General features: G+C 60.0%; 10 protein-coding genes. 7 read left to right on the forward strand and 3 right to left on the reverse strand.

Translation table 11 applies throughout. From position 1 onward, the window contains the following. Positions 1-2: 2 nt before the first annotated feature. Positions 3-503, reverse strand: coding sequence for a hypothetical protein (locus tag LRS06_RS16880; RefSeq protein ID WP_257872557.1), 501 nt, complete (start codon positions 501-503; stop codon positions 3-5). A gap of 198 nt (positions 504-701) precedes the next feature. On the opposite strand from LRS06_RS16880, the gene LRS06_RS16885 reads away from it, so the two are divergent. Next, the gene (locus tag LRS06_RS16885; protein WP_257872558.1) at positions 702-1,256 is read left to right on the forward strand and encodes a GNAT family N-acetyltransferase; all 555 of its coding nucleotides are present in this window, start codon (positions 702-704) and stop codon (positions 1,254-1,256) included. Between the two features lie 220 nt (positions 1,257-1,476). Here LRS06_RS16885 and LRS06_RS16890 read toward each other — a convergent pair whose 3' ends face one another. Further along, positions 1,477-2,811: a TlpA disulfide reductase family protein gene (locus LRS06_RS16890; RefSeq protein ID WP_257872559.1), complete on the reverse strand. Its 1,335-nt coding sequence runs from the start codon at positions 2,809-2,811 to the stop codon at positions 1,477-1,479. Positions 2,812-3,095: 284 nt separating this feature from the next. Between LRS06_RS16890 and LRS06_RS16895 the strand changes: the two genes are divergently transcribed. From LRS06_RS16895 to LRS06_RS16920, 6 genes are all read left to right on the forward strand, one after another. Beyond that, the gene (locus LRS06_RS16895) at positions 3,096-5,390 is read left to right on the forward strand and encodes an aconitate hydratase (RefSeq protein ID WP_257872560.1); all 2,295 of its coding nucleotides are present in this window, start codon (positions 3,096-3,098) and stop codon (positions 5,388-5,390) included. Positions 5,391-6,130: 740 nt separating this feature from the next. Beyond that, positions 6,131-7,069: a carboxypeptidase-like regulatory domain-containing protein gene (locus LRS06_RS16900; protein WP_257872561.1), complete on the forward strand. Its 939-nt coding sequence runs from the start codon at positions 6,131-6,133 to the stop codon at positions 7,067-7,069. 105 nt (positions 7,070-7,174) lie between these two features. Beyond that, positions 7,175-8,143 (forward strand): ABC transporter ATP-binding protein, encoded by a 969-nt coding sequence (locus LRS06_RS16905; RefSeq protein ID WP_257872562.1) that lies wholly within the window; start codon positions 7,175-7,177, stop codon positions 8,141-8,143. Between the two features lie 869 nt (positions 8,144-9,012). Then, positions 9,013-10,002 (forward strand): hypothetical protein, encoded by a 990-nt coding sequence (locus LRS06_RS16910; protein ID WP_257872563.1) that lies wholly within the window; start codon positions 9,013-9,015, stop codon positions 10,000-10,002. A 155-nt stretch (positions 10,003-10,157) separates the two neighbouring features. After that, positions 10,158-12,149: a TonB-dependent receptor gene (locus LRS06_RS16915; protein WP_257872564.1), complete on the forward strand. Its 1,992-nt coding sequence runs from the start codon at positions 10,158-10,160 to the stop codon at positions 12,147-12,149. A gap of 173 nt (positions 12,150-12,322) precedes the next feature. After that, a complete protein-coding gene (locus LRS06_RS16920; RefSeq protein ID WP_257872565.1) occupies positions 12,323-13,315 on the forward strand; it encodes an AAA family ATPase in 993 nt (330 codons plus the stop codon). Here LRS06_RS16920 and LRS06_RS16925 read toward each other — a convergent pair. Next, complete coding sequence (locus LRS06_RS16925) at positions 13,305-13,718, reverse strand: hypothetical protein (RefSeq protein WP_257872566.1); 414 nt, start codon at positions 13,716-13,718, stop codon at positions 13,305-13,307. The genes LRS06_RS16920 and LRS06_RS16925 overlap by 11 nt on opposite strands. Positions 13,719-13,738: the final 20 nt, after the last annotated feature.

Genomic DNA, 13,738 nt, shown 5'->3' on the forward strand with positions numbered 1-13,738 from the left:
GCTTAGCTGCGGTTGCCGAAGTCAGAGCGCCGCTCGGGGCCGCGCTGGCTGCCCGGGCGCTGCTGCATCTGCCGCTGCCGTTCCTGGCGCTTGGCCGTGAACTGCGCGTACTGCTTTTTCGACAGCGCCGACTTGAGCCTCTTGTCGGTGGCTTCGTGGATGCGCTTGGCCTCGCTCATGCGCTGGCCTCGGTCTTGGCCGGAGCGGCCCCGCAGAGAGGCCATCTGCTGCTGCTGCTCCTGGAAGATCTGATCTACTTTAACTTTTTGCTTGGCGTTCAGGCCCAGCTCTTTGGCCATTTCGTCGGCGCGGCGCTGGCGGCTCTGTTCGGCACGGAGGCCGCCTTTGCGGTACTTGTCGTCGTGCTGGCGGCCTTTGTTTTTATGGTCGTCCTGGCGCTGCTCGCGGCCGTTGGCGGGGTTGTGGTCGGCGGCCAGGGTGGAGCCGGCGAAGGAAGTGCCGAGGCTCAGGAGGAGGGCGAGGCTGAAGAGTTGCTTTTTCATGGGAAGGATACGGTAACGGTTGAAGGAAACGAGAGAATCAGGACGCTGCGTGCTGTTTCACCCCTATTCAACTACAGTGCCCCGTTCCTGGCCCGGATGGCCGGTTCTCGCGCATCAGCCCGGAAACACCGATGAATAGCTTGGTTTTCTCGGCCATTTGCGGCTCAGGCAATTCAGGCTTTCTGCTACCTTGCCGCCATGGAACTTCTCGACCTGGGCAGCCTCGTGCCCGATGCCATTCCCCGCCTCGAAACCCCGGATCTGCTCTTGCGCCCGCCGCGCCCCACCGACCTGCCCGAGGCCGCCGCTTTGCACCAGGACCCCGCCTTTTACCGCTACCTCGGGGGCAAGCCACACTCCGAGGAAGACGTGTGGCGCCGTATGCTGGCGCAGCTGGGCCACTGGTCGATGCTGGGCTACGGCTCCTGGTCCATTGAGGAAAAAGCCACCGGCCGCTACGCCGGTACCGTCGGCTTCTTCGACGTGCGGCGCGACCTGACGCCCTCACTTAAAGGTACGCCCGAAGCGGGCTGGGTGCTGGCGCCCCGCCTGCACGGCCGCGGCTATGCGTCCCAGGCCGTGCAAGCCGCCCACGCCTGGGCCGATGCCCACTTCCCCGGCCCGCGCACCACCTGCATCATCGACCCCGGCAACGAAGCGTCCCTGCGCCTGGCCCGCAGGTTCGGCTACCAGGAATTTGCCCGCACCGTCTACCACAACGACGAAATCGTGCTGCTGGAGCGGTTCCGGTAGCCTCACCCCCGGCCCCTCTCCCAAGGAGAGGGGAGCCAGCCGCGCTGTTTCACGCAGCTGCTTCGGCTAGCGCCTCCGCAGCTGCTACCGCCCGCGTTTGATATATGATGGTTTGTGTGTAAATGACAATGCCTCGGCTGGTAAGCCGAGGCATTGTTACGTTTGGTCCGGCAGGCTCCCCTCTCCACGGGAGAGGGGCCGGGGGTGAGGCCACCGGAGCCTACTCCGCCAGCAGCTGGTCAATAGTTTTGTTGAATTCGACTTTTTCCTGCTCGTAGTACTTGCCGGTGCCGGGGCCCGAGAAGCCGGTGTGAATCTTGCGCACCTCGCCTTTCTTGTCCAGGAAAATGGTGGTGGGGAAGGCCAGCACCTTGGCCAGTTGGGGCAGGGACTTGCTGGCTTCGGCCGCCGAGGCCTGGCCCGCCACGGCAATGTCGTAGCCGATGTTCATGCGCTCCTTCATCTTCAGCAGCTTCTGGGAAGCCACTTTCTGGTCGGCGGTGCGCTCGTAGCCCAGCCCGATGATTTCGACGCCGCGCTGTTTGTTCTTTTCGTACCAGGGCGCCAGGAAATTGCTTTCATCCATGCAGTTGGGGCACCAGGAACCCAGAATCTGCACCACCACCACTTTGCCCTTGTACTTGGGGTCAGTGGGGGAGATGCTGCCGCCTTCGTAGATGTTGGGGAACTTGAAGTCGAGGCGCTTCTGGCCGGGCTTCATGCCAGTGAGGGCGTTGGCATCGGGCAGCTTGGCGTTGGGGTCGGGGGTAGCCGTCCAGGTTTCGTGGCCGTTTTTGCCGGAGTAGAACTCACCGAACAAGGTATTAGGGGCATAATCCTTTGTAATGTCGATGGGCTCCTTCGGGCCGTTGTGGGCCGTGAAAAGGAAGCCGTGGCTGCCGTCAAACGTGCTGAGCTTCAGATCAGCGCCATCCACTTGCCCGGCCAGGTAGCGGTAGTCGCCGGTCGTGGTCAGGAAAGTGCCCGTTACGTCGTTGCCGGTTTGCTTGAAGATGCCGACGGCTGGGTAGGTTTCCCCGTCGTCGCCCTTGAAGGTCACTTTCCAGTTACCCGCGAAGGAAATAGGCTTGCTGCCAGCGGCTACCGGAAATAGTTTTTGCTCGCCTTTACTGGCCGAAAACGCTACCCGGTACGGCTCCTTGCCGTCGTACTTCACCCAGGCACCTTTCAGCTTGTCGGCCCCGTCCTGGCGTACGACCAGTGCGGCGTCGAATACACCCAGGCGGATGGTGGTGGAGTCGCCGGCCGAGCTGATTTCGTCCAGCTTCAGGCGTTCCTCGCCGTTGCGTAGGGTTACTACGAGCTTGCCGCCGGCTTGGCTTACTTCAAACAAAAACGGAATTTTCTGGCCCTGGGCCGATAGCACGCCGCGCCACTTGCCGGTCGCAAGCTGAGGGGCAGTGCCGGTACCCGCCGAAGCGGTGGTGGTCGGGGTAGTGTTGGTGTCGGTAGTAGAGTTGGACTGGCAGGCCACAACAGCCAGCACGAGTCCGGCCCCGGTTACGGCTTTGCGAAACGAAAAGGCAACGGGCATAGTGAAAAGAAGAAGTTAGTTCGGGGCTAAACTACGGAGTAGGGTCGATAGTTTAGAAGATGCCGCCTCTCAGCCTGAGCGCAATGAAGGACTTGCTTAAAGCAGAGAAATTCGTTTATCGATCCTACGTAGCGCTTGCCAGGTTCTTCCCAGAGGTCGGGATGACCGCATGGCGGCCCACCCGACAACCCGCCCAAAATGTTGGGCGGCGCAACGGGCGGTACCTATATTTGCGTACCTGTTCTTAATAGGCACGTTCTCTCCATCTTTTTCCCTTTCGCATTATGGCGTTTGACTTAGAAATGATCAAGGCCGTGTACGCCAACATGGGTTCCCGCATTGAGGCGGCCCGTGCTGCCGTCGGCCGTCCGCTCACCCTGACGGAAAAAATCCTGTACGCTCACCTGTACGGCGGCTCTGTTTCGCAGGCATATGAGCGGGGCGTTTCCTACGTCGATTTTGCGCCCGACCGGGTAGCCATGCAGGACGCCACCGCTCAAATGGCACTGCTGCAGTTTATGCAGGCCGGCAAGCCCCAGGCCGCTGTGCCCAGCACCGTGCACTGCGACCATCTTATTCAGGCCAAAGAAGGCGCCGACGAGGATTTGGCCATTGCCAACTCCGAAAACAAGGAGGTATATGACTTCCTGGCTTCGGTTTCCAATAAATACGGTATCGGCTTCTGGAAGCCCGGTGCTGGTATCATTCACCAGGTAGTGCTCGAAAACTACGCCTTCCCCGGCGGTATGATGATCGGCACGGACTCGCACACCCCCAACGCCGGTGGCCTCGGCATGATTGCCATTGGCGTAGGCGGCGCCGACGCCGTGGACGTAATGGCCGGCATGGCCTGGGAGCTGAAGTTCCCGAAAGTAATCGGCGTGAAGCTGACCGGCTCCATGAGCGGCTGGACTTCGGCCAAAGACGTGATTCTGAAAGTAGCCGGCATCCTGACGGTAAAAGGCGGCACCGGCGCCATTGTGGAGTACTTCGGTGAGGGCGCTAATTCTCTCTCGGCTACCGGCAAAGGCACCATCTGCAACATGGGCGCCGAAATCGGGGCTACCACCTCGGTGTTCAGCTACGATGAGAAAATGGGCGACTACCTGCGCGGCACTGGCCGCGCCGAAATTGCCGACCTGGCCGCTGGCGTAGCTGCGCACCTGCGCGCCGACGACGACGTATACGCCAACCCCGAGGCATTCTACGATCAGCTCATCGAAATCAACCTTTCCGAGCTGGAGCCTTACGTGAACGGCCCGTTCACCCCGGACGCTGCCTGGCCGATTTCACAGTTTGCCGCCGCCGTGAAAGAGCACGGCTGGCCCGAGAAGCTGGAAGTAGGCCTGATTGGCTCCTGTACGAACTCCTCATACGAAGACATTACCCGCTCGGCTTCCATTGCCAAGCAGGCCGTGGAGAAAGGCATTACCGTGCAGGCCGAGTTTACCGTGACGCCCGGCTCGGAGCTGGTGCGCTACACCGTGGAGCGCGACGGGCTGCTCGACACCTTCGCCCAGATGGGCGGTGTGGTGCTGGCCAACGCCTGCGGTCCATGCATCGGGCAGTGGGCCCGTCATACCGACGACCCCAAGCGCCGCAACTCCATCATCACGAGCTTCAACCGCAACTTTGCCAAGCGCAACGACGGCAACCCCAACACCCACGCTTTCGTGGCCTCGCCCGAAATTGTGACGGCCTTCGCCATTGCCGGCGACCTGACCTTCAACCCCCTCACCGATACCCTAACCGGCAAAGATGGCCAGCAAGTGCGCTTCGACGAGCCCCAAGGCATTGAGCTTCCCCCGCGCGGCTTCGCCGTGGAGGATGCCGGTTTCCAGGCGCCCGCCGAAGATGGCTCGGGCGTGCAGGTGCTGGTAGCGGAAACCTCCGACCGTCTGCAGCTGCTCGACCCTTTCAAGCCCTGGGAAGGCACCGACCTGCACGGGTTGCGCCTGCTCATCAAGGCCCAGGGCAAGTGCACCACCGACCATATTTCGATGGCCGGCCCCTGGCTGAAGTACCGCGGCCACCTCGACAACATCTCCAATAACATGCTCATCGGGGCTACCAACGCCTTCAACGGCGAAGCCAACTCCGTGAAGGATGCCCTGACCTCGGGCACGCCCTACGGCACGGTGCCGCAGGTAGCCCGCAACCTCAAGGCCCAGGGCATTGGGTCCATTGTGGTAGGGGATGAAAACTACGGCGAAGGTTCGTCGCGGGAGCATGCTGCTATGGAGCCCCGCCACCTGGGTGTGCGCGCCGTGCTGGTTAAGTCGTTTGCCCGTATCCACGAAACCAACCTCAAGAAGCAGGGCATGCTGGCGCTGACCTTCGCCAACAAGGCCGACTACGACCTGATTGAGGAGGACGACACCTTCGACATCCTCGGTCTGACCTCCTTCACGCCTGGTCAGCCCCTGCAGATCCGCCTGCACCACGCCGACGGCGACACGGACCTCATCACGGTGAACCACACCTACAACGAGGGTCAGATTGAGTGGTTTAAAGCCGGCTCGGCTCTGAACCTGATTCGCCTGAAAGAGTCCGGCGAAGCGCAGTTGTCGCAGAAGTAATTTCTGCCGGCTTCAACTGGCAACTAAAACGGCCGCTTCTCCGGTAGGGGAGGCGGCCGTTTTTTGTTGGCAAAAGCTGCAACTTTCTGTTGCATGACAGGCTCACCCTAAGCGAGACATTTGCAACCAACTGTAGTATATGAAACACCTCTTTACCCTGGCACTAAGTGCGCTGACCAGCCTGGCTCTGCACAGCTGCATTCCCTGTGATGGCGACATGGAACCGTGCGCAAACATACCTATTCCAGTTACCAGCCTGGAAAAAGAATACGGCTGCACGAATACGCCCAGACAACTCAGCGTTGCTTTGTCACAGACGTACACTATCATCCGCTCTCAGGCTGAGTTCGAGCAGCAGGTAACCGGGGAGTGCCGCCCGCAGATTGACTTTACGAAGTATGACTTGGTAATTGGCAACCAAGGCTCAAGAGTGGTAGCTCCACCATTACTTACAGCTACCAGCGCGAGTGCGAAACGGGACAGCTACAGTTGTCAGTGTTGTTTACCCCTGGCATGACGAATGATGCCCCCATTCTAACCTATCACGCGCTGGTTCCCAAACTGGCTCCGACCGAAACGGTGTCGGTGCAGGTCAATATGAAGTAAAGCCTCAAATTCGCCCGGGCTCATTCAACTCTACTTGACAGATATAACGGCTGCTTCTTCAGTGGGGAGGCAGCCGTTTTTTATGGAATCTATTCAAAGCCGACATCAAGTAGCTGAGTATTCCATTCAATGTTATGATGAAGAGTTACCTAATGAGTTTTCTATTGCTTATCAGTGGGTTTTTGGGCATGGCTCAGGGCGTCGTACGGGGCGTGGTACGCTATAAGAAAAGCCCTGTAACATATGCAACAGTTATAGTTACCGGAACACATACGGGAGCCCCAACAGATGCTGAAGGAGCTTTTGCCGTAGAAATTGCGCAGGACACGGCTACGCTGCAGATTAGTGCAATAGGGTTCGTTTGGCAGAAAGTGAAAGTAGCTGCGGGCGACACGCTACAGGTACAGCTCAAAGAAGCTTGCATGTGGGATGATCATGTAAACTTCAACGTCTTACAAATTGGTCTTTCTGGCGGGGCAAAGTATACGCCGCTGGGAGGAAAATGCAGCTACAATAATTTCCCCTTCTTTAACAACCAGTATTCGGATGTGACACTTGAGTTGGCAGCCGAGTACCAAACAAACTGCCAGCGCACCAATCAAGTAGCGGAATTCGAGGCGGGGGTGGGCCATCTGATTGCCCCTTGCAACTGGCCCGCCTTCGGCGTTGCCTTGAGCTATGCGTTGGTAGAAACGCCCCAGTTTCAATTCGACCGCCGGATGCTGACTGTCAATTCGACCGGGTTTTATGTCGGTTACAACCAAGTTCCGGTGACGCTGGGTTTAGGCGCCGCTTCGTATCACCTAGAAAACACGCTAGCGGAAAGGTGGGGCATCGAAGCAGGTACCGGCTTCATAAAGCCGGGTGAAGTAGTAGATTTTGAACTGACAACTAAGCTGGCTTGGTGGCAGCACTACTGGCAATGGAATAGCACACTTACTATCAATAAACGGCCATTTTCGGCAGGTATTACTTATAAACAACTGGACCGGCTCTACCACGAAGTAGGTTTTCAGCTGAGTGTCAGCTTCAGGAACCCTAGGATTAGGTTTGGCTCTAAAACCGAAGAATAGATGAGTTGGGTTGTGCTTTTTCTGGCAATGAATAACTCATATCAGGCAGCAACAGACTGCAAACTACCTTTACTTTCCTCCTGAAATCTTATTGAAGCATTCCCTGTGTCTTTTCTCCGCGTATCTCACCTCAGCCTGCACGAAGCCACCCACCAAGCCCTGACGGACATCAGCTTTACGCTGGCGGAGGGCCAGCGGCTGGCGGTGGCCGGCGAAACCGGCGCCGGCAAAAGCACCTTGCTGCAAAGCATTGCCGGCCTGATTCAGCCTACAGGCGGAGAAATATGGCTGGAAGAGCGGCGCGTGAAAGGGCCGCAGGAGCAGTTGATGCCCGGGCATGACGGCATAGCCTACCTCTCGCAGCACTCCGAGCTGCCGAAGTTTCTGCGGGTAGAGCAGGTGCTGCGCTACGCCAGCACGTTGCTAGCCCCCGAAGCTCAGGCCCTGTACCACCTTTGCCGCATCGATCACCTCTTGATGCGTCGCACCGACCAGGTGTCGGGCGGGGAAAGGCAGCGCATAGCTCTGGCCCGGCTGCTGCTGGCCCGTCCACGCCTGCTGCTGCTGGATGAGCCCTTCTCCAACCTCGACCGGGGCCACAAGCAGCAGCTCCAGGCCGTGCTCCACGACGTCACCACGCAGCTGGGCCTCACTACCATTCTCGTTTCTCACGACCCGCACGATACCCTGTCCTGGGCCGACGAGCTGCTGGTGCTGGAAAAAGGCGTGCTGGTGCAGCAGGCCGCTCCCGAAACCATTTACCGGCGGCCGGTGAGTGAGTACGTAGCGGGTCTTTTCGGGGAGTATAACCTGCTGCCCGCCGCCGCTGCCCGCCGCCTCACCGACCGACCGGCCCGGCGCGGCCGCCAGCTGCTGGTGCGCCCTGAGCAGCTGCAGTTGGCAGAAGTAGGAACACCCGCAGTGGTGCAGGAAGTACGTTTTTACGGCAGCTACTACGAAGTCCGGCTTACAGTGGCCGGGCAGCCGGTGCGGCTGCGCACTCCGCAGGCAGGCCTGCAAGCAGGCCAAACGGTAGCGGTGGCGCTGGTGCCCGGGGCGGCGTGGTACGTGTAGGGAAAAGGGCGTTGCTAATCGGGTCAGGAATTCATTATGTTGGTAGCGAGGATAGGTACCCGATGAGCTATTACCTGATACTAGACGGATGTGTCCAATGATAAAATATTGCGTGTGGTTGGTGGGGCTATGGCTATTGGCTGCCCGGCCCGCCGTGGCGCAGAGGCCCTTGGACAGCCTTTACCATCTGGCGCAGGCCGGCAGCCGCCCGGCGCTGGAGCGGTTGGTCCGGCTCACCCGCAACCCCAGGCAGGTACGCTATTTCATTCCGCGCCACGGCTTCCAAAAAATTAGATTGGCCACTCTGGCCGCTAGGAATTTGCAAGATTTAATCGTGTTTGCGGCTGGGGAGTTAAAGGGCCGACCCGTTAACTTCGACCGTAACCATCTGGCCCTGGTGCGGGCTCAACTACCCAACCTCCGCTATTTTCCGCGCTACCAGCATTGGGGGTTGAGTGCGTTGGAAGCCGATTCTGGTAGCGTGTACCATTTGCGTGCTCTTTCAACCAGCAGTAAAGCGCCTGAGCTTAAGCCCTTGCCCGACCTGCTGTTCAATGAACCCGGAAGTGCGCAACTGGACTCGCTATGGCAAGCCAAAAGCTCCTTACTGCTACGGGAGCTACCCCGCTATATCTATGTGCACCGTCATCGTAACGGGGTTTCGCAGGGGAATGCAGTGAGATTTATAGAGCAGGCCGTTGGTTTACAGATCGGGGTTCAAAGTTATCAGGCGGATACCGTCTATTCGCTGGCATACGATAAGTATGGTGTGGCCTTACACAACTATACCGTATTCTGGGCCCGGCACTATCGGGAGTTTCACTGGAACCGGCAGCTGGTCCGTTTTGAAGCGCCTGCCTTACTGGTGCATGACCGCGCACCCTTGCAACAACTCCTGGACCAGATTTCCAGCCCTGATTCCAGTGTCGCCTTACTATCTGCCCACAGTGGGCCTGCCACTGATCCTGCCGCCCACGTTGGCGGCGCAAAGCCGGCAGTTGCTGCTGCCGCTTCCGTTTGGGCAGCGTTACCGCCTGGAAAATCAACTCATACAGGCGCTTACCCCGGAAACCGTGACGGCGTTTGAGTTGCTGATGCTGGACTATGAGCGGAATGATGCGGCGCAGGAATCGGTAGGGCGCATCCTGGACGTGCTGTATTCCCGCCATTGGACCCGCATCACCACCGACAAAACACTGCTGGCCCTATACCTGAAAAAGGTGCGCGTCTACAAAGTCTTGGGTATTGTGGGCAGCAACAATCAGTTTGTTTTCAAACTCGGTAGAATGAAAGGCTCGGTGCGACGTACCGTGCGGGCTATTCAGGCCGGCACCGCGGATGCCAACGTACGCCAGGCCGCCCGGTCGGTTCTGCGGCCCCATCGGCGCTATGAATCCCGGCGGACGTTCAGCCGGGTGCGGGCAGGCTCCCGCCCGGCGGTAGTGTACAACCCGGACAGCTTGCGTCAACTGCTGCAGGAGCAGGGTTTGGTAGTGTATACAGCCGGAAAGCTGGATTTTGCCCGCGTAGATACCGCCTTGAAGTATGATGCTCCAATCGGGTTTGTCGGTGGTCATTCGCCCCGAACTACCACGTTAGGGCCTTTGATCAAGCTGCTGGAAGCGGAGTTCCAAACCGACCTGGGTTTCGGCCCCACATTCGGTAGTTGGCAAACACCTGGGTCGGCTTCGGTGGTACACCGGGCCTGGGCGTGGCGCGGCTACCTCCGGCAGCAAGGGCTGGTGGCCCGGGACACGGCGCCTGTTTCTTTCGTGCAGGAGAATAAGCACCCTTTACAAACCAGAATGGGCAGACTGAAATGGAAGCTCAGACGATTCTGGTACCGCCTGAAACATTAGTCTGCAGGGTAATTCCACTGGCAAAAGCCTGTCCGGCATGCGCGGTGTTAGGCGAAGCATCGTAACTGCTGCAGTGGCAGGTGTCTGACAAAACCGGCCAACGACGGATTACGCTAGTTTTGCGGGCAGTATAGACGTGCTTCTACTCTTCCTGCATGAAAATAGCTGTATTCCTGAGCGTATTGTTATTGACCGCCGCGGCCAGCCGGGCGCAGACGCCAGCCAAGCCTGATACGACCAACGCCCTGCCCGAAGTGACGGTGACCTACCGGGCGGCAGCTCGCACGCCCGTCACGTTTCTGAACCTGAGCGGCCGGGCGCTGGCGGCCCGCAACGTGGGACAGGAACCGTCGTTTCTGCTGAGCGAAACGCCCGCCGTGACGGCCTATTCCGATGCGGGCAGCACCCAGGGCTACGCCTACTTCCGCCTGCGTGGTATCGACCAGACGCGCATCAACACTACCCTGGACGGGGTGCCGCTTAATGAGCCCGAAGACCAGGGCGCTTATTTCTCCAACTACCCTGACCTGTTTACCTCCCTGAGCGCACTGCAGCTGCAGCGGGGCGTGGGCACTACCCAGAACGGGGCGGCCAGCTACGGGGGCAGCCTGCAACTGTTCTCGGCTTCCCTGCTCGACTCAGCCCGTGCCACCCTGGGGGCGGGCTACGGCTCCTTCGGCAGCTACCGGCTGTTTGGGGAAGCTACCAGCGGGCGGCGCGGGCGCGTGGCCGGCTACGCGCGGGCCTCGCAGGTGCACTCCGACGGCTACAAGGACCGGTCGGCCAATACTTCCCGCTCGGTGTACCTGAGCGGGGGGCTGTTCTACGACAAAACCAACTGGAAGCTGAGCGTGCTGGCCGGGCAGCAGCGCAACCAGCTGGCCTGGCTGGCCGTGCCCGACTCGGTGCTGCGCGAAAACCGCCGCGCCAACGCCAACGGGCCCGAAGACGACCTGTTCCGGCAGGGGCTGGTGCAGCTGCAGAACCAGTGGCGGCCTACGGCCCGCGCCGAAGTCAGCACCAGCGTGTATGCCTCCGGCCTGCGCGGGGGCTACGACTTCGACCTGAACAACCTTTTGGGTTTGCCTTCTACCGATGAAATGTACCGCTACGATTTCCGCTCGGGGCTGCTGGGCGCTTTCAGCACTTACACGCACCGCGGCCGCCAGCTGACGTGGTCGGTGGGCGTAAACCTGAATACGTACCAGCGGCGCCACCTGGGTAGCGAGCGGACATTGGGCGAGCTGTACCGCAACACGGGCTACAAGCGCGAGGGCAGCGCCTTTGGTAAGCTGGAGTACCGCGCCGGACTGCTCACCCTGTTTATCGATGTGCAGGCCCGCGCCGTGCGGTTTCGCTACGCGGGCGACGTGCCACTGGCGCCGCTCTCCTGGCAGTTTATCAGCCCCAAAGCCGGCCTGAGCCTGGCTCTTACCGACCGCACCACGCTATACTACAGCTGGGGCCGCACTGGCCGGGAGCCCACGCGCAACGACATGTTCGGCGGCAATGACAACCTGGTGGTCGACGAAAACGGCCAAGCCCTGCTTTACAGTACCCGCGCGGAGTATGTGCAGGACCACGAGCTGGGGCTGCGCTACCAAAGTCCCCGGATTGAGGGCAGCGTGAATGCGTATTACATGGATTTCCGCAACGAGATAGTGCTGAACGGGAAGCTGGGTCCCAACGGGCTGGCCCTGACCGACAACGTGGAGCGCAGCTACCGCAGCGGCCTGGAAGCCAGGGTGCGCTACCAGCTCACGCCCCGGTTTTTTCTGCTGAACAACTCGGCCTTCAACTACAGCCGCATCCGGGAGCAGACCGAAACCTTTCGGCCCGTTCTCACGCCCGCCCTGCTGCTCAACCAGGAAGCTGCGTACGCCACTGGGCCCTGGCAGCTGGCCCTTACCGGCCGCTACCAGAGCCGGTCTTACCTGGATTTTGCCAACTCCGCCACCATTGCGGGCTACGTGCTGCTGAATGCCCGGGCGCAGTATGCCTGGCGCCAGTGGGAGTTTACGCTCTTCGGCAACAACCTCACCAATGCCAGGTATTTCAACAATGGCAGCGTAGAGGCCGACGGCACCCGCAAGTATTTCGTGCAGGCCCCGGCCAACGTTTACCTGGATGTGAAGCTGCGTCTTTAGCCTAGTCGCGTTTTGGGTCATGCTGAGCGCAGTCGAAGCATCTCTGCCGCTTCATTGAATACCCGTAGGAAAAGCAGTAGAGATGCTTCGGCTACGCTCAGCATGACGTTCAATTACAGCCCTATGCCGCTTTCCATAGCATTTCCAGTATCCATATAGAGTCTCCGTTTGCTATGACCCGCGCCCTGGTATTCGGGAAGTTTCTGCCTTTGCACCGGGGCCACCTGGCCCTCATCGACTTTGCCCGCCGCCACTGCCACCAGTTGACGGTGCTGGTGTGCGCCAGCGACCTGGAGCAGGTGCCGGGTGCCGTGCGGGCCGGCTGGCTGCGCGACACCTATGCCGCCTGCCCCGAAGTACACGTGCAGGTACTCGACTACCGGGAAAGTGACCTACCCAATACCTCCGTTTCCTCGGAAGCCGTAGCGCACGCCTGGGCCGACCGATTCCGGCAGGTGCTGCCGGATATAAACCTGGTGGTTACCTCCGAGCCGTACGGGGAAATGGTAGCGGCCCGGCTGGGTATCCGGTTTCTTGATTTTGACCTGGGCCGCACCCAGGAACCCATTTCCGCCACCGCCATCCGGGCCGATATGCGGGTGCACTGGCCGTATCTGCCAAGTAGCGTGCAGGCCTACTACCGGCGCACCGTTGCCATCCTGGGCACCGAATCAACCGGAAAATCTACCCTCACGCAGCAGCTAGCGGCGCACTTTGGGGCTTCGTACGTAGCCGAAGCGGCCCGGGACCTTATCCCGAATTCAGCCGAAATCTGCCGGGCCGACTTGCTGACCGTGGCCGCCGAGCACGCCCGCCGCATTGCGGAAGCGCGGGCTACGGCCGGGCCGTTGCTGCTGCTGGATACCGATGTGCACATCACGCAGTCATACGCCCGGCTGCTGGGCGAAGACTACCTGGAGCTGCCGGCTGCGCTGTATGCCACCAACCGGGCCGATCTGTATTTGTATTTACAAGCCGATGTGCCGCTGGTAGAGGATGGCACCCGTTTGCCGGCGGCCGAACGGCTGCAAGTGGACGCCTTGCACCGGCAAACCCTGGCGCACTTTGGCGTCCGGTACCACGAAATAGGGGGGATGTGGGCGGCGCGGTTTGCGCAGGCCGTGCACTTGATTGAGTTGCTGCTGCAGCAGGCGGCTACAGCGTAGCCACCTGCTCCGGCCGATTCTCGCGGGGTTTCTGCACCAGGTAATAGTACGCCAGCACCGCCAGTCCGGCCCCGAAAGGCACCAGCGCCAGGTGCTTCCCCGTGACGGAATGCCACACCAGCACCTCATCGAAGTGAAAAAACTCACTGATCATCCAGTAGGAGTTGGCCGAAATCCAAAGCACAATGGCCAGGTTGTGCGCCAGCTCCGAGGCCAGGTGGCGGGTGCGCCAGGAGATAATAACGGCAATGGTGAGCGTGGGCACAATCATAGCCAAACCCAGCGGCTTCCACACCATGCACCAGCTCACGTCCTTCAGCAGCCAGAACACGATGTGCAGGTTTTCCATGCGCCGGTAAGCGGCCGGAATGACATATTGGGCGTCGGACGATTCGGGAGCCATTTTTCAGTGGAAATAGGGTT

This window comes from Hymenobacter sp. J193 (genome assembly GCF_024700075.1).
Taxonomy (GTDB): domain Bacteria; phylum Bacteroidota; class Bacteroidia; order Cytophagales; family Hymenobacteraceae; genus Hymenobacter.

Coding starts and splice junctions, on each gene's coding strand:
- LRS06_RS16895 (WP_257872560.1), top strand. CDS start 3,096: ATGGCGTTTGACTTAGAAATGATCAAGGCCGTGTACGCCAACATGGGT.
- LRS06_RS16910 (WP_257872563.1), top strand. CDS start 9,013: ATGACCGCGCACCCTTGCAACAACTCCTGGACCAGATTTCCAGCCCTG.
- LRS06_RS16915 (WP_257872564.1), top strand. CDS start 10,158: ATGAAAATAGCTGTATTCCTGAGCGTATTGTTATTGACCGCCGCGGCC.
- LRS06_RS16890 (WP_257872559.1), bottom strand. CDS start 2,811: ATGCCCGTTGCCTTTTCGTTTCGCAAAGCCGTAACCGGGGCCGGACTC.
- LRS06_RS16885 (WP_257872558.1), top strand. CDS start 702: ATGGAACTTCTCGACCTGGGCAGCCTCGTGCCCGATGCCATTCCCCGC.
- LRS06_RS16920 (WP_257872565.1), top strand. CDS start 12,323: ATGACCCGCGCCCTGGTATTCGGGAAGTTTCTGCCTTTGCACCGGGGC.
- LRS06_RS16880 (WP_257872557.1), bottom strand. CDS start 503: ATGAAAAAGCAACTCTTCAGCCTCGCCCTCCTCCTGAGCCTCGGCACT.
- LRS06_RS16925 (WP_257872566.1), bottom strand. CDS start 13,718: ATGGCTCCCGAATCGTCCGACGCCCAATATGTCATTCCGGCCGCTTAC.
- LRS06_RS16900 (WP_257872561.1), top strand. CDS start 6,131: ATGATGAAGAGTTACCTAATGAGTTTTCTATTGCTTATCAGTGGGTTT.